This is a genomic window from Acidobacteriaceae bacterium (assembly GCA_028283655.1).
In the GTDB taxonomy this organism is placed as follows: domain Bacteria; phylum Acidobacteriota; class Terriglobia; order Terriglobales; family Acidobacteriaceae; genus Granulicella.
In genome coordinates, this window is the sequence record JAPWKE010000003.1 from 2333747 (window position 1) to 2357224 (window position 23478).

Consider the following 23478-nt stretch of genomic DNA (forward strand, 5'->3'; position numbering starts at 1 on the left):
GCAACACTTTCCTGAGGAGTGAGCACGCTTCCATAGTGAAAGCCTCATGTCGCCTCACGTCATTCCCCGAGCCGAAGATATCAACGGTTACGTGCCAATTCGGGACAAGCTAACGCGTCAACTCGATCGCCACAACCTGCCCCGCATAGTGCTTGTCCTCGACAGGCAGATAATCCACGCGTGCCTTCATGCCGTTGAATAGCTTGCACGGATCCACATCGCCTTCCGGCCGAAAGTTGGTTGTCGTCAGGGTGAGCTTGAACATATCCAGGCTGTAGAAGCTATGCGCTCCGCTGGTTCCGTCCAGTTCAAAAGACAGCCCTGACGGATACAGACAGGCCACGTTGTGCATGACTCCGTGAAGCATCTTATGCGGTCCCGGCTTGGCGGCTGGAGGCAGCACGGGCGCGGCAGCCGTCACAACAACCTCGCCATGTGGAAGCCCATCGGCACCGCCCGAAACTTCTCGAGCAGAAGCACTTTCTACATGCGTGGCCACGGACTCGCGAGCAGCCATGTACTTCTGAATAGCACTCTCACGAGCGTTCAATCGCTCCTGGGCCTCAGGGCTTTTCAGCGCACTCTTCGCCGCTGCCAGAACCGCCAGCGCAGACTGCGGCTGGTGGTCACGCATCAGAACATCGACCGCGTTCAACCGATAGGCCACATCCGTTGGATCAAGCTGCACGGCCTGCACATTGAAACGATGCGCTTCTGCCAGGTCGCCATGATTGATCACGAGCGCGTGGGCCAACGCGTCATACGCTGGAGCAAACGCAGGGTTCAACGCGATCGACTTGCGCAGGCTGGCCTCGGCCTTTGCCATCTCTCCGCTGCCGAACTCCCCACCCAGCGTCGATACGCCATAGAAGTACTGCGCGAACGCATCGTTGGTATCCAGCGCAACGGCTGCCGCAAACTGCTTGTGAGCTTCTTCCTGATCGTTGCGCTGCATCGCCATGGATCCAAGCGTGACGTGCACCTGCGCATTGGAAGGATCTTCGCGCAACACCGTTTCGTCCAGTGCCTGCGCTTCTTTCTCGCGATCGTCATGCGCAAGAACGTCAGCGCGAATCGCATCCACCGCAGCGGCCGAAGGCTGTCGCACGGTGAATGAAGCTTCGTCCACGGGGTAGGATTTTGCCAGACTCATCATCTTGAAATCGCCACCGCTCACATAGCGATCAAGCTGCTTTCCAAGCTGATTGAGGTCGCCAAACGCCTGCTGCGCCGCGGCGATCGGCTCCATCCCTGTCGACAACCCATGCGCATAAGCCTGCAGTCGGTGAGCATGCGTCGCAAAATCCTGCATCAGGATCATGTGCGTCAGCGCCCACGACTCCGCATAGAAGATTGAACCCTTCTGGTCGTCGTGATAGTACGGCGAGGAGTGGTCCACCAGCAGTAATGTCTCAATCGGAATCAACTTCTGCTCACGCAGGTAGAGGATGTCGTCCGCACTTGGCTGCCCCAGTGCGACCGACTTATCGTACATATCCGTGTTCTGGTAGAACTCCGCGAGCCCTTCGTTCAGCCACAGCGGAAGCCACTCCACCTTACGCATCAGGAAGTGCGTGTACTCGTGATAAACAGTCGAGTACTGATGGTGCTCATCCGAGTAGTCCAGACGCAGCAACACATAGCTGCGTGAGTTCGTCGGAAGAAACAGCCCTGCCAACTGCAACTGCCCGGAGCGCAGATAGGCTGCAGGCTCCAGCGCCTCGAAACCCTTGTGGTTCTTCAGCGCGAGGACGGTCACCTCTGCTCCGCGATCACCCGTGGCGTACGGCAGCAGGTCATGGAACATGGCGCGCATGCGCTCGAACTGACCGGCGATGTGCCGTCCCTGCTTCTCGCTCGAGTCGGTAATCACGGTGAAGTGGGGACTACGGACTTCCGTCCAATGAGGCACACTCTCCGCAGCAGCGGAAGCAGTAAGGACGAAGACGCACAGCAGCGTAAACAGCGGTTTCCTGAGATTCATGATGGGTTTTGCCCATGCTACAGGAAGCGCATGAGAAATCAACTACGAACGCGCAACCAGCTCTAACTGCTCGCTTCCGGCTTCATCAATATGCGGCGTGAAGTGTGCACGGCAACGCGCTTCATACATACCGACCGCACCAACAATCACCAGCTCCTGCGAAGCGCTAAGGCGCTGCGTGTGGATCGCAGCCTGACCGCAGACCATGCACACAGCCGAAAGCTTCGTGACCTTGTCTGCCATCGCCATCAGGTTCGGCACAGGGCCAAAGGGTTCGGCTTCAAACGTCATGTCCAGCCCGCCCAGGATGACGCGCTTGCCCAGAGCGATCAGTTCAGTGATTAGCGGAATGATCTCCGGCGAGAGAAACTGCACCTCGTCGATGCCCACCACCTCAACCTCTCCGAGGATAGGAAAGAGCACCGCACGCAGGTCTTCAACGTTACGCACCGTATGCGCTTCATGCGTCTGCTGCGAGTGCGACGCGATCGACGTCCGGTGATACCGCATGTCGATATCGGGCTTGTAGCAAGCCACACGCTGCTTCGCAATCCGCGCTCGTTTCAAGCGGCGAATCAACTCTTCGCTTTTGCCTGAAAACATGGGGCCGGTGATGACTTCGAGCACGCCTGCGTTTGTCGTCTGCATGGTCTTTGCAGTATCTCGCGGTCACGCCGGTGGAAAATCAGGCAACAATTCGCATCCGGGTAGCGCCCAATGGCTGCAAGAAATACGCTTTGCGGCCTGCCCGCACAGCGTATTCTGAAAACGAAACCGGAGGAGGATTTACATGCAATTGAAGACATCGACCTCGCGCGCCTTGCTGACAGCTTTGGCCGTAACCGCCTGTTCGGGCATGGCCGTCGCCCAGCAGAGACCCAAGGCGATCAAGGTCGAGTTCAAGACCTCGACCGGCGCTCCCGCTGGTTATGCCAAGCTGATCCCGATGCCCAACGGCGCCGTCAAGATCAAGCTGGACCTCATGGGACTGCCCGCAGGTGAGCACGGACTTCATCTGCACGAGCACGCCGTCTGCACCGAGCCTGACTTCAAGTCGGCTGGCGGACACTTCAACCCCACCGGCAAGCATCACGGCTTTGAAAACCCGCTCGGCCACCACGCGGGCGACACACCGGAAAACATCAAGGTCGAAGGAAACGGCAAGGTCAAGACCGAGTTCGTTATGTCCGACATCACGCTCGATCCGCTGGCCCCGAACTCCGTGTACGCCAACGGCGGCACCTCCCTCGTGCTGCACGCCGGAGTGGACGACATGAAGTCGGACCCCGCCGGAAACGCCGGCCCACGCATCGCCTGCGCCGTAATCAAGCAGCCCTAACTCGTTGTCAGCACGAAATTTCGCTTTTAGCGAAACGAATGGAACCAGAACGGGCCAGGCTGCGTATGACAAAGCATGGCAGCGATGACCATCACGACAGGCTGGATCGGGCGGGCAAAAGACGCCGCTTCAGCCCCCTGGATGCCCAGGGCCGTGGTCACGCTACCAGCAGCGGAGTCTGAGCCCGTAAAGGTTGGAGAAAGACGGCCGAGCGCCAGCCGATTTGCGGCGCTGCCCGAAGGCCGGAAAACGGGCATTGAAGTTCCTTCTACTGAACAGGTGAGGATGGGGACGCCGGAAGAGCAGCCGAAAGCCAACGCGGAGCGCGCTGCCATGCTGGCCGAACAGGCCGCAATGGCTGAACTCGCCGCTCGCTGCCTGGCCGGTGATGCCGAAGCCTGGGAGAAGCTGGCGCGCAGCCAGCACCGCAGGGTCTACGCCATCTGCTATCGCTTCACGGGATCGCAGACAGATGCAGAAGACCTTACCCAGGAAGCCTTCCTGAAGATGTACCGCAACCTTGGCAGCTTTGACCCCTCCAAGGGCGGCTTCTCCACCTGGCTCACCACCCTCACACGCAATCTTCTGGTCGACAGCTATCGCCGCTCCCGGCTCGAACGTGCCTCCGACTCACTCGACGAGCCGATTGGCGAAGACGAAGACGGCCCCAGCCGAGCCGACCGATTGGCGGATACTCGTATCAGCCAGGAGAAACATGTGGCAGGTTTGGAGCTAAAGGCCCAGATACAACAGGCTCTCCAGCAGCTTTCTCCAGAGCTGCGAGAAGCAGTCATCCTCCGCGACCTGGAGGATATGGACTACAAAGACATTGCCGAAGCTCTTGGCGTTCCCCAGGGAACAGTCAAGAGCCGAATCAGTAGAGGGCGCAGCGAGTTAGCAAGGCTTTTGAAACGGTTAGAAGGGCAGGTGATGTGAGCATGACGGACCAGAACAAATTCGACGATCTTTATAACGAATGCGCCGTGTGGGAAGCCATGTGCCCTGACGCCGTCGACGGTCTGTTGACCGAAGCGGAGCAGGCAGCGTTCGATCGCCACGTCGCAGGCTGCGTGCATTGCTCGGAAGAGTTTGCAGCCGCCCAGCGCGGAGCCGCCTGGATGCAGATGCTCAAGGGAAACGCCCCTGAGCCTCCAGCCGATCTCATGGCCCGCATCCTGGCCGAAACCAGCGGCTCGGCAGAGTCCTATCAGCCAGTGCTGGCCACCGATCCGGTCTTCGTTCCGGAGCCTGATAACGTTTGGACACGTTCTCGCGTCGAGCCTGTACCACAGGGCTGGTTCGCCACACTGAGCGGCAAGGTGACCGACATGTTCCGCCTCGAACGCGGCAACATGGGCTTCCACCCACACTTCGCGATGACGGCTGCGATGGCGTTCTTCTCCGTCGCACTCAGCCTAAACCTGCTCGGCGTTCGGCTCACCGACCTCCGCCACCTCACGCTGAAGCCGGGAACGATCGGTCGCCAGATGGCCGACGCTTCCGCCACCGCTACCCGCTCTTTCCAGAATCTGCGTGTGGTCTATCAGCTGGAGTCACGCGTCTCAGAGTTTCGGGGAGAGGACGACACCCAATCGCAGGAGTTCAGCAGCCCGCAAAAGCACCGCAAGAGCGGCGGCGACAAACAGGAAAGACGTTCTTCGCCGTCCCGCGGAACCAGTGAACTAATGCTTCCCCAGCAGGATGCAGCACCTAAACATAATGCCGCGACAGACACGCGGCTTGCCAAGAAGGAGGCCTAAGCCATGATTGACGAAACCCAAGGAGCAGGCTGGGCCCAGGAACCCAACTCGGCGACCACGCCGCCAACCCCAACCGCAGCAGAAACCGTCGGATACTGCCAGGACTGTGGACGTCCGTTGAGCCGCGAAACCGTTCGTACCGTAGGAAGCGGCGTCTTCTGCGAGCCCTGCCTCGAAGTCCGTCTCGGCAGCACGGGCCGCGCCGGAGCAGCCACAGGAAGCGTTCCCCCAGTGGGCTATGTGCCGCCCATGGGAGCCGTTCCTCCGCCTCCGCCAACCGACCCCTTCGCGTCGATTCCGCCGGTCCCCGGCGAGCCCAGCCCCACACTCGCAGGCCTGCTCGGCTTCATCCCAGGCGTCGGCGCGATGTACAACGGCCAGTACGCCAAGGGCATCGCCCACATCCTCATCTTCACCGTGCTGATGTCGATCGCCAACAACGTATCAGACATTTTCGGCCTGCTTGTTGCTGGCTGGATCTTCTACCAGGTCTTCGACGCCATCCACACGGCACGCGCTCGCCGCGACGGCACGCCGCTACCTAACATGTTTGGCCTGAACGACATCGGCGATCGCGTCGGCATCCACTGGAACGCGATGCAACAGCAGCAGGGCTGGAACACGCAGCAGGGCTCACCCCAGCCGGGTGCGGCGCCGCAGAGCACCGCTCAGCAGGGCGCGGCGCAAACGGCCTGGAACACACCTGCCGCTGCGCCACAACCGACTCAGGCAAACTGGGCAGGGTACGTTCCGCCGACCGCTTTTGGCACAGCCTACGCACCAGCCCCCACGCCGAACTACGCCGCAGAGATGCACGCAGAGATGGCTGAGACTCGCGCTGATGTAGCAGAAACCATGGCCGATGCACGCGCCGCGGTGGCTGAAGGACACTCATACGCGCACTCCGCAGCTACCGGAGCGGCCAACTACGCGCAAACCTACACCGGTGCTGGAACCTCCGTGCCAAACCCCTATCCCAACGCGGTTCCTCCAGTGCCCACGGGGACACGCTTCCCTAGCTCAGCCATCTGGCTCATCGCGCTGGGAATCATCTTCCTTGTGCCGGGAATTCACCTGAACGATCGCTGGCTCACCCCCATCGTGCTCTTCATCGCAGCCGGGCTCACCTTTTACCGCAAGCTCTCGGACGTCTCCGACCTCCGCGCCGCCACCGGTCAGGACAATCCCTGGTACACCGTTCGCTGCATGAGAGGCCCGATCATCCTGCTGCTGCTCGCCATCCTCTTCGCACTGCAGGCGATGAACGTTGCTTCCTTCGAAAAGACCTGGCCGCTGCTGCTGATCGTTGTCGGCATCGCCATCGCCGTAGACCGGTCGTTCCTTTCAAAGAGCGCCACCCAGCAGATGCCGCCCTACTGGCAGCAGCCTCCGGTTGCTCCTCCGGCACCTGCCGCAGCAGCGCCGCAGCCGTCCAATCCCACGAAGGAGGAGTTCTAAACCATGAGCAGCTATCCTCCTCCACCGCCACCGTTTGACCGCGGCGCGGCCCGCGCACAACAACGTGCCTGGAAAGCGCAGCAGCGCGTCATCCTCCAACAGCAACGCGCACAGCAGCGCTGGCAACGCTCCCAGATGAAAGCCCAGATGCGGATGCAGCGTCGCCGCTCGCTGGTCGGACCTCTGATGCTCATCGCCATCGGCGTCGTTGTTCTAATGACACGCTTTGGCTCGCTGCACTGGGGCCAGTTTTTTGAGTGGTACAGCCGCTGGTGGCCCGCAGTGATGATCCTCGCCGGTCTCGTGCTCGTGGCGGAATGGTCCCTGGGGCACAACCGCGAGCAACCCTACAGTACACCCCGCCTCGGCGGCGGCATGGTCGTCCTGCTGATCCTGCTTGTCTCCTTCGGTGCAAGCCTGCGCTGGGTAGGCCCCGGTCGTGAGTGGAGCGAGCGCTTCATGGGCTCGGACTGGGACCACATGATGGGGCAGTCGCATGACTTTGACGACACGCTGACGCAAAGCATCACGCCGCAGCAGACCCTCGTCATTCGCAACCCTCGCGGCAACGTCACGGTTACGGGTTCTTCCGAAGATGGCCAGGTCCATCTCGCACTGCATAAGCAGGTCTACGCCTGGCGCGACTCTGACGCAGAAAGCCGCGCACAGGATCTTCAACCCGGCGTCACCAATACGCCCGGACAGCTTCTGCTCGCGCAAAACGACGTCGAAGGCGGAACGCTGGACATGACCGTCGAAGTCCCCCATGGTACCCCTGTCACCATCGACGCAGGACGTGGCGACGTCTCTATCCAGGAGTTGCATAGCGCCGTCGAGATCACGGCCAGCCGTGGCGCGGTCGACGTCAGCGCAATCACCGGCCCCGTCAGCATCCACACCAGCTATGACGACGCCAGCATCTCCGGCCATAGCATCTCCGGCCCCGTGACGCTGCAGGGCCACGCCGGCGATCTCACCTTCTCCGATATCACCGGTGGCCTTTCGCTTGACGGCGACTTCTTCGGCCGCACTCACGTAGAGCGCGTCAACGGCATCGTTCGCTTCGAAACCAGCCGCACCAAGTTCCAGATGGCACGTCTCGACGGCGATCTCGATCTCGACGGCGGCTCCGACCTGAGTGCAAGCGAGATACTCGGCCCCGTGACACTGAGCACGCGCAACCGCAACATCACGCTCGACCGCGTCGACGGCCGCATCACGGTAAAGAACCGCAATGGCTCCGTGAACGTCACCAACACCACCCCGATCGCGGGCATCGAGATCACCAACGAAAAAGGCTCAATCGATATCGGCGTTCCGCAGCACGCGAGCTTCAACCTCAAGGCCTCAACACGCCGCGGCGACATCGAAAACGACTTTGGCCTGGCGAACTCCGGCCCAGATAGCCAGCCCACGCTGAGCGGCACGGTCGCTGGCGGCGGAGGCCTCATCTCCGTCTCCACCACGGACGGCGACATCACACTTCGCAAAGCGACGGTCGCCCCTTTGCCGCCTGCTCCGCCCGCAGCCCCAAAACTAACGACTGAACCCATTGCGCCTGTTCAGCCCGCTCTTCCGGGAAAGCCCAAAGCCCCGAAGGCCCCGACTCTGCATAAGCCACCGACAGCTCCCATACCAGCACAACCGTAAGCCGCCTTTGTTCAGAACGTGAAAAGCTCTCCACTAAGGAGAGCTTTTTGCATTGCCGAGTAAGTTCGAGTGGTCGCGAACCCAGCTGCGGAAGGTCCACCAACCATCGGGCACTATGCGCCCAGTTCGGGCTTGTACACGGAAGCTGAGCTCCATCAAGCTTGTACCTCACACGGTCGCAGCCGAAAGAGTTCAATCCACGCTGCCCGTGAGGGCAGCGACGGCTCTACACCATGGGGCCAAACAGGGCGTAGCGGTTTCAATCCACGCTGCCCGTGAGGGCAGCGACATCCCGAGATGGTCATAAAGAGTGCAGATGGGGATGTTTCAATCCACGCTGCCCGTGAGGGCAGCGACAAGCAAAAGGTTGCGCAGTTCGTCGGTCCAGGAACGTTTCAATCCACGCTGCCCGTGAGGGCAGCGACACCCGAAAGTACAGGCGGTCGTCGACAAGTTTTGGTTTCAATCCACGCTGCCCGTGAGGGCAGCGACCATCGCCACTCAACTCAACGACCACTGTGCCGAGTTTCAATCCACGCTGCCCGTGAGGGCAGCGACGTGTAAACGCATGGCGCGTGATGTGCTCTTCCTTGTTTCAATCCACGCTGCCCGTGAGGGCAGCGACCGGATCAGTGGCAGACGGCGTCGATGCAGGTAATGTTTCAATCCACGCTGCCCGTGAGGGCAGCGACGATGAGTTGAAAAGCTGGCTCACTCACGCTTGACTGTTTCAATCCACGCTGCCCGTGAGGGCAGCGACTCGTTCATCTCTGCCCATGCCACCCACTCGTCGATGTTTCAATCCACGCTGCCCGTGAGGGCAGCGACGTTGCAGTTGAGTGTTGATCAGTCGATCAAGTTGTTTCAATCCACGCTGCCCGTGAGGGCAGCGACGCGCAGTACGTCGTCATCTCGACCAACGTGCCGCTGTTTCAATCCACGCTGCCCGTGAGGGCAGCGACCAGAAGATCCCGTTAGGGAACGCAATGTCCACCTGTTTCAATCCACGCTGCCCGTGAGGGCAGCGACTGCCAGAGATTGCCCTCGCTGTCGATCACGCCGTTGTTTCAATCCACGCTGCCCGTGAGGGCAGCGACCAACGAGTACGTTGTACCGTTCAACGGCATCTACGTTTCAATCCACGCTGCCCGTGAGGGCAGCGACACGTTGGTGCCGAGATTGTTCATACCTCCACAATGTTTCAATCCACGCTGCCCGTGAGGGCAGCGACGGCACGATGGCTAAGAGCCGCATGCGCTTGTAGTTAGAGTCTCACATTCGCGAACAGGCAAAGGATGTGGGTGAATTTCTCTCTGCGTTTTATGCCTATTGAGCGAACTGATTCAGCACAGGCCGTTTAGCCGACGCGCGAACTCCCCTGAAAAATGCACGTAGCTTCCTATCCGCGCCTGGTTATGTTGCTCGTTCGGGAATGATAGTGAGGAGAAGGGCTCTACAGTTCAGTGTGGCGTGGTGGGGGATTTCAGGCGCAGAAAAGCCCACTCCGAGGAGTGGGCTTTTGATTTTAATGCCGGCGATCACCTAATCTCCCACACACTTACGCGTGCAGTACCATCGGCCCAGCGAGGCTTAACTTCCGTGTTCGAGATGGGAACGGGTGGGACCCTCGCGGTAAACTCACCGGCAAAGTTTTGAAAGAAGTGCGCATCCCGCGCGGTCTTTCACAACTGAATAGATTGAGCAGACATTTACCTAATTTTTTGCGTATTAGCTATATCTCTATAACTACAAAGCTTGTCATTGTTGAATGTCTCAGAGCAGCAGCGTTATGCTGCGCAGAGTAAATTCTATGGACAAGCCGAACGGGCGATTAGTACTGGTAAGCTGCATACATTGCTGCACTTCCACCTCCAGCCTATCAACCTGGTAGTCTTCCAGGGCCCTTCATTTCCCTTACGGGTTGGGAGATCTCATCTTAGAGCGTGCTTCCCGCTTATATGCATTCAGCGGTTATCACAACCGAACTTCGCTACCCAGCCGTGCCATTGGCATGACAACTGGAACACAAGAGGTTCGTCCATCCCGGTCCTCTCGTACTAAGGACAGCCCTCTTCAAATCTCCTACGCCCACAGCAGATAGAGACCGAACTGTCTCGCGACGTTCTGAACCCAGCTCACGTACCGCTTTAATAGGCGAACAGCCTAACCCTTGGAACCTTCTACAGCTCCAGGATGCGATGAGCCGACATCGAGGTGCCAAACCATTGCGTCGATATGAACTCTTGGCAATGATCAGCCTGTTATCCCCGGCGTACCTTTTATCCGTTGAGCGATGGCCCTTCCATACAGAACCACCGGATCACTAAGGCCTGCTTTCGCATCTGCTCGACTTGTAAGTCTCGCAGTTAACCACACTTATGCCTTTGCACTCGACGGTCGATTTCCAAACGACCTGAGTGTAGCTTCGCGCGCCTCCGTTACAATTTAGGAGGCGACCGCCCCAGTCAAACTACCCGTCTTACAGTGTCCTTCCTCCGGATCACGGAGGTAAGTTAGGATCACAACATTCGCAGGGTGGTATCTCACCGTTGGCTCCTCCGAACCCGAAAAGTCCGAGATCAAAGCCTCCCACCTATCCTGCGCAGCAATTGCCGTAACCCACTGTAAAAGTATAGTAAAGGTGCACGGGGTCTTTTCGTCTAGCTGCGGGTAACCGGCATCTTCACCGGTACTACAAGTTCGCCGAGCAACTCGTTAAGACAGTCGAACGATCGTTACTCCATTCGTGCAGGTCGGAACTTACCCGACAAGGAATTTCGCTACCTTAGGACCGTTATAGTTACGGCCGCCGTTCACCGGGGCTTCAATTCGAAGCTTCGCATTGCTGCTAACCTCTCCTTTTAACCTTCCGGCACCGGGCAGGAGTCAGCCCCTATACGTCGTTTTAGACTTTGCAGAGACCTGTGTTTTTGTTAAACAGTCGCCGTTCGCATTTCACTGCGGCCCACCAGAGGTGGGCGACCCTTCTCCCGAAGTTACGGGTCTAATTTGCCGAGTTCCTTAACAAGCCTTCACTCGAGCGCCTTTGGATATTCTCCTCGTCTACCTGTGTCGGTTTGAGGTACGAGTCCCAACGTTTCTCCTTAGAGGTTTTTCTTGGCACCATGAAATCAGCTGCTTACACCCTAACGGGCTTGCTTTGCGCCTCACTGTTAAGACTCTCCGGATTTGCCTAGAGAATCCAGCTTCACGCGCATCGACCGCCATAGCCATATGACGACCAGCTTATCCTTATGCGTCACCCCATCGTAATAACGACTCGTTGGGAGGTCCGGAATATTAACCGGATGTCCATCGCCTACGCCTCTCGGCCTCGGCTTAGGTATTCGCCTAACCCTGAGCAGATTAACTTTACTCAGGAAACCTTAGACTTTCGGCGGGGAGGGTTCGCACCTCCCTTATCGCTACTTATGCCGGCAGGGTCTCTTCTCTACCGTCCACGTATCTTCTCAGTTACGCTTCAATCGTTAGAGAATGCTCTCCTACCACGCACACTAATGTGTGCATCCGCTGCTTCGGTATACTGTTTTAGCCCCGTTGTATTGTCGGCACCGGACCTCTTGACCAGTGAGCTATTACGCTTTCTTTAAAGGATGGCTGCTTCTAAGCCAACCTCCTGGCTGTCTGAGAGTTCCGACTTCCTTTCCCACTTAACAGTAATTTGGGGACCTTAGCAGGCGGTCTGGACTGTTTTCCTCTCGACTGTGAAGCTTAGCCCCCACAGTCTGACTGCCGTGTATGTTGTGATTGGCATTCGAAGTTTGGTTAGACTCAGTAAGCCGGAAAGCCCCCTTATCTATCCATGTCTCTACCACCAATCCAATTCGCACGACGCTAGCCCTAAAGCTATTTCGGAGAGAACGAGCTATAACGGAATTTGATTAGCCTTTCACCCCTACCCTCAGCTCATCCGAGCTTTTTTCAACAAACACCGGTTCGGTCCTCCATTAGGTGTTACCCCAACTTCAACCTGGCCAAGGGTAGATCATCCCGCTTCGCGTCTATTCCTGCCAACTTAACGCCCTATTCAGACTCGCTTTCGCTGCGGCTCGCTCACGCTTAACCTTGCTGACAAGAATAACTAGCCGGCTCATTATGCAATAGGCACGCGGTCAGACATTCCTCCTTACGGAGGCATAGTCCTCCCACTGCTTGTAGGCACACGGTTTCAGGTACTATTTCACTCCCCTCTCGGGGTTCTTTTCGCCTTTCCCTCACGGTACTGGTTCACTATCGGTCAGAAACGAGTATTTAGCCTTACGGGATGGTCCCCGTGGATTCAAGCAGGGTTTCTCGTGCCCCGCCTTACTCAGGTACCAGCTTCGAGTCCAGATCAATTTCGCCTACGCGCCTGTCACGCTCTGTGGGACCGCTTTCCAACGGTCTTCAGCTATCGACTGGATTGGTAACTCTACTATTGCTGGCCCTACAACCCCCGAGATACCGAAATATCACGGGTTTGGGCTGTTCCGAGTTCGCTCGCCACTACTATCGGAATCGAGGTTTCTTTCTACTCCTAGAGGTACTGAGATGGTTCACTTCCCTCCGTTCGCTTGACACTACCTATGTATTCAGTAGTGCATAACATGGGTTTACCATGCTGGGTTTCCCCATTCGGAAATCTCCGGATCAAAACCTGTGTGCGGTTCCCCGAAGCTTATCGCAGCTTGCCACGTCCTTCATCGCCTGTTTCTGCCAAGGCATCCACCGTGCGCCCTTAGTAGCTTGACCATAGAATTTACTCACACACAGCCTTTCAGCCACATGCAAGATACTATGTATATTTAGTCCGCCTTTGTTAGTCACCCCTTCGGAGGATTAGCCCGAAGGAACTAACGAAAATTATCTAAAGACACTCAACTATGATTGAATCAATCAGTTGCTAGCGCTGAACCTACCAACGCATACTGATTGCTCAGCCTTGTAGTTATATTTACCCAATCTATTCAGTTGTCAAAAATCGTCGGGTATCGCAGATGCAACACCTACGCGCTCTGAAGCGCGCCTGAGACAAGCTCAAGAACCAACAGCCGAAGCTGCTCGATCTCAAGTTTGCTGTTTCCTTAGAGAGAATGGTGGAGCTGACCGGGATCGAACCGATGACATCCTGCTTGCAAAGCAGGCGCTCTCCCAACTGAGCTACAGCCCCATTCCTAAATCAGTATACCTGATTCCAAGAGATATGGTGGGCCTGGGTAGATTCGAACTACCGACCTCACCCTTATCAGGGGTGCGCTCTAGCCAACTGAGCTACAGGCCCGGCTCGCTAGACTCGCGTCTTAGCAGCTTACTCTGCAGCCAGGACTCCAAAGAATCACTGGCGCTTGAGCTCTCTCGAAGGTTTTCGAGGACACAGTTGAACGTGCGAACAAGCTACGCTTGTTCTGACCATCGACTTTTGATGATTCGTAGACTAAAAGAAGGTTGAGTTCAGACTCTGACATCCATCCGAAGACTTCTGTCAGGTGCCTGGCCTCGTTATCGACTCAGCTTGCGCTGCCTGCAATCGCAGGACGTCGAGTCACTTACCAGGATGGTCTCTTTTAGAAAGGAGGTGATCCAGCCGCAGGTTCTCCTACGGCTACCTTGTTACGACTTCACCCCAATCATGAATTACACCTTGGGCGGCTGCTCCCTTGCGGTTAGCTCACCGACTTCTAGTGCAACCCACTTTCGTGATGTGACGGGCGGTGTGTACAAGGCCCGGGAACGTATTCACCGCAGCATGCTGATCTGCGATTACTAGCGATTCCAGCTTCATGGAGTCGAGTTGCAGACTCCAATCCGAACTGAGGCCGACTTTTTCCGATTAGCTCCCCCTCACGGGTTTGCAGCGGTTTGTATCGGCCATTGTAGCACGTGTGTAGCCCTGGACATAAAGGCCATGAGGACTTGACGTCATCCCCGCCTTCCTCCCCGTTATCCGAGGCGGTTCCGCTAGAGTGCTCAACTAAATGGTAGCAACTAGAGGTAAGGGTTGCGCTCGTTGCGGGACTTAACCCAACATCTCACGACACGAGCTGACGACAGCCATGCAGCACCTATATACAGACCCATTGCTGGGAGACCCTATTTCTAGGGGTGTCCTGTACATTTCGAGCCCAGGTAAGGTTCTTCGCGTTGCGTCGAATTAAACCACATGCTCCACCGCTTGTGCGGGCCCCCGTCAATTCCTTTGAGTTTCAGCCTTGCGACCGTACTCCCCAGGCGGATTGCTTATCGCGTTAGCTTCGACACAGCAGGATTGGGTACCCGCTACATCAAGCAATCATCGTTTAGGGCTAGGACTACCAGGGTATCTAATCCTGTTTGCTCCCCTAGCTTTCGCGCCTCAGCGTCAGTAATGGTCCAGTGAGCCGCTTTCGCCTCAGGTGTTCCTTCCGATATCTACGCATTTCACCGCTACACCGGAAATTCCACTCACCTCTCCCATACTCAAGCCCGACAGTTTTCGATGCAGGCTATGGGTTGAGCCCATAGATTTCACACCAAACTTGTCAAACCGCCTACGCGCCCTTTACGCCCAATAATTCCGAACAACGCTTGCCCCCCTCGTATTACCGCGGCTGCTGGCACGAAGTTAGCCGGGGCTTCTTCTATAGGTACCGTCATTATCTTCCCTATCGAAAGGAGTTTACATACCAAGATATTTCATCCTCCACGCGGCGTTGCTGCGTCAGGGTTTCCCCCATTGCGCAAAATTCCCCACTGCTGCCTCCCGTAGGAGTCTGGACCGTGTTTCAGTTCCAGTGTGTCCGTGCGCCCTCTCAGGCCGGATACAGATCATCGTCTTGGTGGGCCATTACCCCGCCAACTAACTAATCTGCCGCGAACTCCTCTCCAAGCGCATTGCTGCTTTGACTCGTAAGTGTTATGCGGTATTAGCCTCGGTTTCCCGAAGTTATTCCCCACTCAGAGGTAGATAATTCACGTGTTACTCACCCGTGCGCCACTTTACTCACAGACCGAAGTCCGCTTTCTCGTGCGACTTGCATGTGTTAGGCACGCCGCCAGCGTTGATTCTGAGCCAGGATCAAACTCTCGTTTAATCTTGGTGTGCACAGCCTTTAGGACGGAGGTCCGAAGGTTTCTGTGCGCCTCTACTCGCTCGAAAAGGAGTAGAGGTTAAAACTAGTGAGATTGACTCAACCAAAGTTACGTCATCTCACGACTGGCACGTTCAACCATGTTGTCAAAGATCCTAAGTACTCTCGCCTAAGCGGGCACTTTTGGATCAAGGACGAAGTCGGGCAAAGCCACTGACTCGTGTCCTCGAACTTGATGCGCTGTATTGTTGACAGTGGGAGAGGATTTTAGCGTTTCAGCAGGTCAACTTCACCGCTTCGCCTTACCTCGTCGCTTCGTCTTGCGCGAACTTCTTAAGAGTATCGAACTCTCATTCGCTTGTCAACCGCTTGTTTTTCTCGTCTTTTAACCCATACTCCGGGCCAGCTCCTGCTGGTTTCAACCCGGCCCTCAAGGCCTTCCAACTCGATCTCGCGCTAAAAGCAGCGAAAAAGCAATCAACACACACAACGCTTCTACAACCTAAAGACCATACAGCCACAAAATGACTGCGGAGCACTAAGCCCCTTTTCTAAATTACAGTGCTTGGGTTTGAACGGCTGGCTAAACTTCAGCTCTTACTTTCCGTAAAACGCTTGGACTGCGCTCCGACCGGCTCTCGTCTCGCAAGACTCGAACGCGAAGCTTGGTGCAACTTCCTAAGAGTACAGCAGACTTTCGTTTCTTGCAAGCCCCTGTATTCCTTCGCACCGTCGTTGACTTGATGTCGCCATCGCCTCAACCACTTGAATGACAATAACAGTCAGCACGAGCTGCTGCAAGCTCCAGGCTGTGGACGTCCGTGGAAAACACAGTGAAAACCCTATGAACACTGCATGAAAAATCAGCACGCTTGCTGGATAGCTCTCAAACCCGAGGATGCCCCCTCTATATAGAGAGCCTAAAACGTAGCGTCCATTACATGGAAGGCCGAGACAAAACACCCAAATCTACAAAACCATTCACGAAGTACTGAACAGCGAGCGCCACCAGCAGCATTCCCATAATGCGCACGAGGATACGAATTCCCGTCTCCCCCAGTACCCGGGCCACACGGTCTGCGGCATGGAGAACCGCCCAGCAGATAGCGGCGGTCACAGCAATCGACGCCAGGATCGCGAGAAGCTGCAACTTCGACTGCACCTGCCCCACCAGAACCATCACGGACGTAATCGCTCCCGGCCCGGCGAGCATTGGAACGCCCATCGGAACGATGCCGGCATCATCCTTCACACTGGCAGCGGCGGTCTCGTCCGGAGACTCCTGTGTTGGGGAGCGTTTGGCCTCGAGCATATCCAGGCCAATCAACAGAAGGATGATGCCTCCCGAGATTTCAAACGCTGGGATCGTAATCCCAAACATCTTGAATATGTATGTGCCTGCCAGCGCAAAGCTCGTCAGCACCACAAACGCCGTCAGTGACGCCTTACGCGCCGTACGCTTACGCTTTTCGTCGGTCTGGCCAGCGGTTACGGCCAGAAACGTCGGCAGCGCAGCAAACGGGTCCACCAGAAAGAAGATGGACGACAGCGCCAGCAGCGAAAAGCGCACGAGCGCCGAGCTCTCAAGATGACTGAGCGCGTGTCTGGGCGTAATGGGGTCGAAAATCATCGTTTGATTTCGCTACAAGCTCTCACGGCCTAGGGCCTGTGCGTTTGATTGTGCCACGCACGCAGAGGTTGCAGTTCCTCTCTTCCATCAAATTCCTGCAAGCTATGCCTTCATAAGCACAAACCACTAGTTTCCGCACGTATAATCGTAGCCACGCGAAGGAGCTTTTTGTTTTTATGCCGCTCGAAACGACCGCCAATATCTGGCATAACGGCCAGCTGATTCCCTGGGAAAAAGCGCAGATCCATGTGATGAGCCACGTCATCCACTACGGCTCATCCGTGTTTGAAGGTATCCGGACATACACCCAGCCCAACGGCGCTGGCATATTCCGTCTGCGTGAGCACATGCAGCGCCTCATTCACTCGGCCAAGATCTACCGGATGCCGCTTGCCTACAACGTCGACCAGCTTTGTGATGCGGTCATCGAAGTCGTTGAAGCCAACGGCGTCGCTCCCTGCTACATTCGCCCCATCGCGTTCCGCGGCTACGGTGAAATCGGCGTCAACCCGCTGAAGTCGCCGGTTGAGGTCTACATCGCGAACTTCCCCTGGGGCAAGTACGTTCCGGGTAACGATGGCGCGGACGTCTGCATCTCCAGCTGGAACCGGCTTGCACCAAACACCATGCCGTCGCTCGCCAAGGCTGGCGCGAACTACATGAACTCGCAGCTCATCCGCATGGAAGCCGATATCAACGGCTACGTAGAAGGCATCGCGCTAGACACCAACGGCTACCTCAGCGAAGGCTCTGGCGAGAACCTCTTCGTTATCCGTGGCGGCACGATCTATACCTCGCCGCTGGCAAACTCCGTGCTGAACGGCATCACGCGTGACTCGATCCTCGTGCTCGCCCGCCAGATGGGTATCCCCGTCGTCGAGCAGGCCCTGCCCCGCGAAATGCTCTACATCTGCGACGAGGCCTTCTTCACCGGCACCGCGGCAGAGGTCACGCACCTTCGCTCGGTCGACCGCATCCTCATCGGAGAAGATGGCAAAATCGGCCCGATCACCGAAGCGCTGCACAAGGCGTTCTTCGACATTGTCAACGGCAACGCGCCTGACCGTTACAACTGGCTCACGCCGGTCAAGGTTAAGGCCTAAGCGCTGCAGTTCCAACGAAACACCAAAGCGGAGACCCCAAGGGTCTCCGCTTTTTGCTGCCATTGGTAGAGGAATCGCACGAAAACTCGGCGTTTGCCCTATAGGTGCAATAGACTGGAAGTGCTTCCCGGGTTCGCCCGAAGCTTTTCTCTCGTAAGGATTCTGGCATTGATGAAACTGCGGCACCTCTTTCCAGCCCTGGCGCTGGCCGTTGCAAGCCTCTTCGCTTCTTCCACTGCGCAGGCGCAGGTTGGGATTTACCTGAACCCTGTGGTCACGCACGTCGGAATTTCGACGCCAGATACAGGTACCTACGCGTTTCTCGGTGACAACACCACCTCGCGCTGGTTCGGTGGCGTCGACATCGGCGGCTACTACGACTTCTTCCATGCAGAAAAGTTTGACGCGGGCATCGACATCCGCGACACGATTCAACATGCGAACAATGCCTCGCTGAACCAGTTCACTATCGCTGCCCGCGTGGCGGCAAAGCCTGTGCGCTACGGCTTCCGCCCCTACGGTCAGCTCGCCGTCGGCTCCGGCAGCACCAAAGCCCCGCACAGCAACATCAAGGCAACACGCCTGGCCTGGGCCATCACCGGCGGCGCTGACTACCCGATCGCCAAGCACGTCGACTTCCGCGTCATCGAACTCAGCTACGGCACCGTAACGACCATCTCCAGCGAGACAGAGCGCATCAACGCAAACATATCAGCGGCGAAGCTCGTCACCCTGTCCAGTGGCCTGGTCTTCCGCTTCGGCAAATAGAGTTCAACCCCTGCACGTAACAAAGGGCAGCCACCTCGGCTGCCCTTTCTCTGTGTCCGTAATGTTGCGTCTGGCTATGTGCTCGTCCCAACGTCATCCTTGCGGATGGAACTCTTCGCGGTAAGGTCGTCCCATCCCGGCAACGTCTGCGAGCCAACGATCAGGCGTACACCATCCTGCTTGGCGATGTACGTATATGCCCACTGACGAAATACCGAGAAGCGGTTGCGGAAGCCGATGAGGAAGAAGATGTGCACGACCAGCCAGGTCATCCACGCCATAAAGCCTGACCAGTTCGCCTTGAATGGCCACACGATACGTGCCACCGCAGCCTTGCGCCCGATCGTCGCCATATCGCCTTTGTCGAAGTAGCGGAAAGGCTTCTGACCGGCAGCTTTGCCAGCCACCAGTTGGCCGATGCGTTTCGCCGCATAGCCACCCATCTGCATCGCGGGTTGCGCTACTCCAGGAACCTGCTTGCCGTCTTGCTCAAAGTGAGCAAGATCGCCGCACACAAACACATTCGGCAGCCCCTTCGGGTTCAGGTGCTCATCCACCAGCACCGCGCCGCGACGATCCGTCTCCGCGCCCAACTTCTTGCCCAGATCAGAAGCCTGCACACCCGCAGCCCACAACGTACAGACGCTCTCAATACGCTCTTCGCCCACCATCACGAAGCCTTCGCCAATCTCCGTAACGTGCGCTCCCGTGCGCGTGCGAACACCCAATGCGCTCAACTGCTCTACAGCCTTCTGCTGCAGGTCCTCGGGGTACGCGCCAAGAATATGGGGCGAGCCTTCCAAGATAAGAACCGAAGCCATCCCCGGATCGATGTGCCGAAAGTCCTTCGTCATGTACAGGCGAGCGATGTCCGAAATAGCTCCCGCCAGTTCTACGCCCGTCGGGCCACCGCCGATCACTACAAAGTTCAGCTGAGGATGTGTCCCCGTCTCCAGCATCTGACGCTCTGCCAGCTCAAACGCCAACAGCACACGTCGACGAATCTCTGTCGCGTCCTCGATCGTCTTCAACCCCGGCGCATTGGCAGCCCAGTCATCGCGACCGAAGTAGCTGTGCGTCGAACCCGTCGCCAGCACAAGGTAGTCATACGCAAACTCAGCCCCCGACTTCAGCAGCACACGTTGCGTCGCGGTGTCGAAGCCCGTCACCTCATCCATCGTCACTTCGACGTTCTTGTACTCGCTGAGGATCGAACGAATCGGCTGCGCAATATCACCCGGCGACAGTACAGCCAGCGCCACCTGATACAGCAGCGGCTGAAACGTGTAGTGGTTCTTGCGGTCAATCACCGTTACGTCCACCGGCAACTTACCCAGCGTCTGCGCGGCATTGATTCCACCAAAGCCCGCACCCACGATCACTACTCTGGGGCGGCGGCCCGTCTGCGCCTGTGCTGCACTCATGCAAAAGCCTCCGTCGAATACTTGCTGTCCTTGTTTCAGATGCACGGCACGACATCCCGGCTGCGCGAAGGCAAAAGAACTTCATCACAACGCCAGGCACTGAAACTCCGAATACCGCCCAGCTTAGCCGAATTTCGGACATCTGCGCAACCAAACACAAGACAAGCGAAGAGATCGTGGCGTACAAAGTTTCTCCAGCAGAGGAGCACCATCGATGTCCGCCACGAAATCCGCCACGTCCACCAACGTTCTCACCACCAACAAGCACCTCATCCGCTGGGTAGAAAAGATGGCAGAACTCTGCCAGCCCGAAGCCATCCATTGGATCGACGGCTCTGACGCCGAAAACGAGTACCTTTGCAAGAAGCTGGTAGACGCCCACACCTTCATCAAGCTCGACGAACAGAATTGGCCTGGCTGCTTCTACGCCCGCTCCTCTGCAAACGATGTCGCCCGCGTTGAAGACCGCACCTTCATCTGCTCGCTCTCGAAAGACAACGCCGGCCCCACCAACAACTGGGAAGATCCGTTCGTCATGCGTAAGAAGCTGAAGGGCATCTTCCGGGGCGCGATGAAGGGCCGCATTATGTACGTCCTCGCTTACTCCATGGGGCCCATCGGTTCTGAGATGTCGCAGATCGGCGTGCAGCTCACCGACTCCGCCTACGCCGTCGTCAACATGCGCATCATGGCCCGCGTTGGCAAGCAGGTCTTTGCCGAGATCGACAAAGGTATCAAGCGCGTCGTGCCTTGCATGCACTCCGTCGGCGCTCCTCTCGCACCCGGCCAGCACGATGTGCCGTGGCCGCAAAACGACACCAAGTACATCGTCCACTTCCCCGAGACGCGCGAGATCTGGAGCTACGGCTCCGGCTACGGCGGCAACGCGCTACTTGGCAAGAAATGCTTCGCCCTCCGCATCGCCTCCAACATCGCCCGCGACGAAGGCTGGATGGCCGAGCACATGCTCATCCTCGGCGTCGAATCACCGCAAGGCGAAAAGACCTACGTCGCCGCGGCCTTCCCTTCCGCCTGCGGCAAAACGAACTTCGCCATGATGATTCCGCCCGAAGCCTTCAAAGGCTGGAAGGTCTGGTGTGTCGGCGACGACATCGCCTGGATCAAACCCGACGGCAATGGTCACCTCCGAGCGATCAACCCCGAAGCCGGTTTCTTCGGCGTTGCTCCAGGAACCAGCGCGAAGACGAATCCCAATGCCATGGCTACCCTCGCACGCAACACCATCTTCACCAACGTCGCACTCACCCTGCGCGACGGCACACCCGAAGGCGTCTGGTGGGAAGGCATGACCGACGCGCCACCAACCGACGTGCAGATCGAAGACTGGCGCGGCAACGCATGGACGCCCGCCAGCGCCACACCCGCCGCGCATCCCAACGGACGCTTCACCGCGCCCGCCACCCAATGCCCTGTCTTCGACCACGAAGCCTGGGCCTCCCCCGAAGGCGTCCCGATCTCCGCCATCCTCTTCGGCGGCCGCCGCTCCACCACCATCCCACTCGTCTTCCAAAGCTTCAACTGGTCCAGCGGCGTCTACCTCGGCGCAACGATGGGCTCTGAAACCACCGCCGCCGCGGCAGGCGCCACGGGCAACGTTCGCCGCGACCCTATGGCGATGCTGCCCTTCTGCGGTTACCACATGGGCGACTACTTCCGGCATTGGCTCAAGATGCAGCGCGAACTCACCTCGACGCCCCGCGTCTTCCACGTCAACTGGTTCCGCAAGGGCGCCGACGGCAGTTTCCTCTGGCCCGGCTTCAGCGACAACATGCGCGTACTGCGGTGGATCGTTGACCGCGTCCGCGGCCGCGCCCAGGGGAAGGAAACTCCTATCGGCTGGACACCCTACTTCGACGACATCGACTGGAGCGGCCTCCCCTTCTCCCAAGATCGCTTCGACGAACTTCAACGCGTAGACCGCGAAGCCTGGAAGCGCGAAGTCATCGCCCACGAAGAGCTCTTCCTCGCCCTCCACGACCATCTGCCCCCAGAGATGATCTACGAGCGCGAACTCTTGATCTGTCGCTTGTAGCGTTTTGCGCTCAAGGAGTAGCCGTGCCCCCTCAGACAATGGCCTCTGCGCAAAGACCAATGGCCGCAGGGGCATTCTGGAGTAGCCGTGACCTTCAGGCCACGGAATCAGCTTCTGCATAAAGGGGCTCCAGCCCGGCATCTCCACAAAACCGTTGACACTTTGCAATACAAAGTTTTAACTTTGTATTGCAAAGTGGTGATGCTTATGAACGATCTCGATCGAGCACTTGGAGACATTCGCGATATCCGCCGAAACATGGCGCAGAACACCGTCTTCCGCGGCTATGGGCCGCTGGCGCTCTGCACCACGGCGGCCTTCGCCGTAATCGCCGCACTCCTGCAAGCGCACTTCGTTCCGTTGCCAACAGAACATCCGCGCCTCTACGTCGGCCTCTGGACTTCGACAGGTGTGCTTTCCGCAGCCTGGATCCTCGTGCACGCCGTCACGCGCTCTCGTCGACTGCACTCCGCGCTCGCCGATGACATGATCTCGCTGGCAATTGAGCAGTTCCTTCCCGCTGCCGTCGCAGGCTGCCTGCTCACCATCGTCCTTCTTCTCAACGCTCCACAATCGATCTGGATGCTTCCCGGCCTCTGGCAACTCATCTACAGCCTCGGGGTCTTCGCCTCCTGCCGCTTTCTCCCACGCGCCATGCTTTCGGCTGCTGCATGGTTTCTGCTCAGTGGACTCCTCTGCCTCAGCCTCGGCAACCAACGTGCGCTGCAGCCATGGACGATGGCAAGCGCCTTCGGCATCGGCCAGACGCTCATCGGCCTCGTACTCTACGCAACCGCAAAAGGAGAGGCCCATGACGCCTAACCAGGACGACAATGAAGGACGTTTTGCCTACGAGGGTCTGGACCGCGTCATCCACGAACGCGCTCGCCTCAGCATTCTCACCTCACTGCTCTCCCACGCATCCGGGCTTTCCTTCGTCGAGCTCAAACAGCTCTGCAGCCTCACCGATGGCAACCTCGCTCGCCATCTACAGTTGCTCGAGGCCGAAAGCATGATCAAGATCTCCAAGGATACACAGCGACCCCGCACGCAGACTATTTGCTCCATCACAACTGCAGGACGCAAGCGTTACGTCGAGTACCTGGCCACGCTGGAGCAGGTGGTACGTGATGCAGCAGCCATCCAGAAGCAAGCGCTCAAACAAAGCCGTAAGCTCAAGCTCGCTTCAGAGCAGTAAGCTCTTCGCTTCAATCTGAATTTGCCGTGCCTTCCAACTTTGCA

Annotated in this window: 15 protein-coding genes, 2 tRNA genes, 3 rRNA genes and 1 CRISPR repeat array; of the genes, 10 read left to right on the forward strand and 10 right to left on the reverse strand. The window is 57.7% G+C overall.

Annotated elements, in window-relative coordinates; all coding sequences use genetic code 11:
* Positions 1-109: 109 nt before the first annotated feature.
* Positions 110-1984 (reverse strand): DUF1570 domain-containing protein, encoded by a 1875-nt coding sequence (locus tag PW792_12875; protein MDE1162826.1) that lies wholly within the window; start codon positions 1982-1984, stop codon positions 110-112.
* A gap of 42 nt (positions 1985-2026) precedes the next feature.
* The gene (locus PW792_12880) at positions 2027-2632 is read right to left on the reverse strand and encodes a thymidine kinase (protein MDE1162827.1); all 606 of its coding nucleotides are present in this window, start codon (positions 2630-2632) and stop codon (positions 2027-2029) included.
* 142 nt (positions 2633-2774) lie between these two features.
* Between PW792_12880 and PW792_12885 the strand changes: the two genes are divergently transcribed.
* Entirely contained in the window at positions 2775-3323 is a 549-nt protein-coding gene (locus PW792_12885) for a superoxide dismutase family protein (protein ID MDE1162828.1), read from the forward strand.
* Between the two features lie 26 nt (positions 3324-3349).
* On the opposite strand, the gene PW792_12890 is transcribed toward PW792_12885, so the two are convergent.
* Entirely contained in the window at positions 3350-3580 is a 231-nt protein-coding gene (locus PW792_12890; protein ID MDE1162829.1) for a hypothetical protein, read from the reverse strand.
* A gap of 28 nt (positions 3581-3608) precedes the next feature.
* On the opposite strand from PW792_12890, the gene PW792_12895 reads away from it, so the two are divergent.
* Genes PW792_12895 through PW792_12910 form a run of 4 tightly spaced genes read left to right on the forward strand, consistent with a single transcriptional unit; the run spans position 3609 to position 8191 of the window.
* Positions 3609-4259: a sigma-70 family RNA polymerase sigma factor gene (locus tag PW792_12895; GenBank protein ID MDE1162830.1), complete on the forward strand. Its 651-nt coding sequence runs from the start codon at positions 3609-3611 to the stop codon at positions 4257-4259.
* A gap of 2 nt (positions 4260-4261) precedes the next feature.
* A complete protein-coding gene (locus PW792_12900) occupies positions 4262-5083 on the forward strand; it encodes an anti-sigma factor (GenBank protein MDE1162831.1) in 822 nt (273 codons plus the stop codon).
* 3 nt (positions 5084-5086) lie between these two features.
* A complete protein-coding gene (locus PW792_12905) occupies positions 5087-6541 on the forward strand; it encodes a hypothetical protein (protein MDE1162832.1) in 1455 nt (484 codons plus the stop codon).
* A 3-nt stretch (positions 6542-6544) separates the two neighbouring features.
* Positions 6545-8191, forward strand: a complete 1647-nt coding sequence (locus PW792_12910; protein ID MDE1162833.1) for a DUF4097 family beta strand repeat-containing protein — start codon at positions 6545-6547, stop codon at positions 8189-8191.
* A 189-nt stretch (positions 8192-8380) separates the two neighbouring features.
* Positions 8381-9422: direct repeats of the CRISPR family, unit length 33 nt; unit sequence GTTTCAATCCACGCTGCCCGTGAGGGCAGCGAC.
* Positions 9423-9720: 298 nt separating this feature from the next.
* Here PW792_12910 and rrf read toward each other — a convergent pair.
* From rrf to PW792_12940, 6 genes are all read right to left on the reverse strand, one after another.
* Positions 9721-9837 (reverse strand): 5S ribosomal RNA (rrf, locus tag PW792_12915).
* 164 nt (positions 9838-10001) lie between these two features.
* Positions 10002-12943: ribosomal RNA gene (locus tag PW792_12920) — 23S ribosomal RNA — on the reverse strand.
* Between the two features lie 342 nt (positions 12944-13285).
* Positions 13286-13361 (reverse strand) — tRNA-Ala (locus tag PW792_12925).
* Between the two features lie 34 nt (positions 13362-13395).
* Positions 13396-13472 (reverse strand) — tRNA-Ile (locus tag PW792_12930).
* 287 nt (positions 13473-13759) lie between these two features.
* Positions 13760-15261: ribosomal RNA gene (locus PW792_12935) — 16S ribosomal RNA — on the reverse strand.
* Together the 16S, 23S and 5S rRNA genes with 2 tRNA genes alongside form the textbook arrangement of a ribosomal RNA operon.
* Positions 15262-16195: 934 nt before the next feature.
* Positions 16196-16888: a MarC family protein gene (locus PW792_12940; GenBank protein MDE1162834.1), complete on the reverse strand. Its 693-nt coding sequence runs from the start codon at positions 16886-16888 to the stop codon at positions 16196-16198.
* A 176-nt stretch (positions 16889-17064) separates the two neighbouring features.
* Between PW792_12940 and PW792_12945 the strand changes: the two genes are divergently transcribed.
* Together PW792_12945 and PW792_12950 are read left to right on the forward strand one after the other, a co-directional pair.
* A complete protein-coding gene (locus PW792_12945) occupies positions 17065-17991 on the forward strand; it encodes a branched-chain amino acid transaminase (protein ID MDE1162835.1) in 927 nt (308 codons plus the stop codon).
* Between the two features lie 171 nt (positions 17992-18162).
* Positions 18163-18759, forward strand: a complete 597-nt coding sequence (locus tag PW792_12950) for an outer membrane beta-barrel protein (GenBank protein ID MDE1162836.1) — start codon at positions 18163-18165, stop codon at positions 18757-18759.
* A gap of 74 nt (positions 18760-18833) precedes the next feature.
* Here PW792_12950 and PW792_12955 read toward each other — a convergent pair whose 3' ends face one another.
* On the reverse strand, positions 18834-20183 hold the full coding sequence (locus PW792_12955; protein MDE1162837.1) for an NAD(P)/FAD-dependent oxidoreductase: 1350 nt from the start codon (positions 20181-20183) through the stop codon (positions 18834-18836).
* Positions 20184-20397: 214 nt separating this feature from the next.
* Between PW792_12955 and PW792_12960 the strand changes: the two genes are divergently transcribed.
* From PW792_12960 to PW792_12970, 3 genes are all read left to right on the forward strand, one after another.
* Positions 20398-22236 (forward strand): phosphoenolpyruvate carboxykinase (GTP), encoded by a 1839-nt coding sequence (locus PW792_12960; GenBank protein ID MDE1162838.1) that lies wholly within the window; start codon positions 20398-20400, stop codon positions 22234-22236.
* Between the two features lie 207 nt (positions 22237-22443).
* Positions 22444-23058 carry a hypothetical protein gene (locus PW792_12965; GenBank protein ID MDE1162839.1) on the forward strand — a complete coding sequence of 205 codons (615 nt, stop codon included), beginning with the start codon at positions 22444-22446 and terminating at the stop codon, positions 23056-23058.
* Positions 23048-23434, forward strand: a complete 387-nt coding sequence (locus PW792_12970; protein MDE1162840.1) for a transcriptional regulator — start codon at positions 23048-23050, stop codon at positions 23432-23434. The genes PW792_12965 and PW792_12970 overlap by 11 nt, the downstream gene beginning before the upstream one ends.
* Positions 23435-23478: the final 44 nt, after the last annotated feature.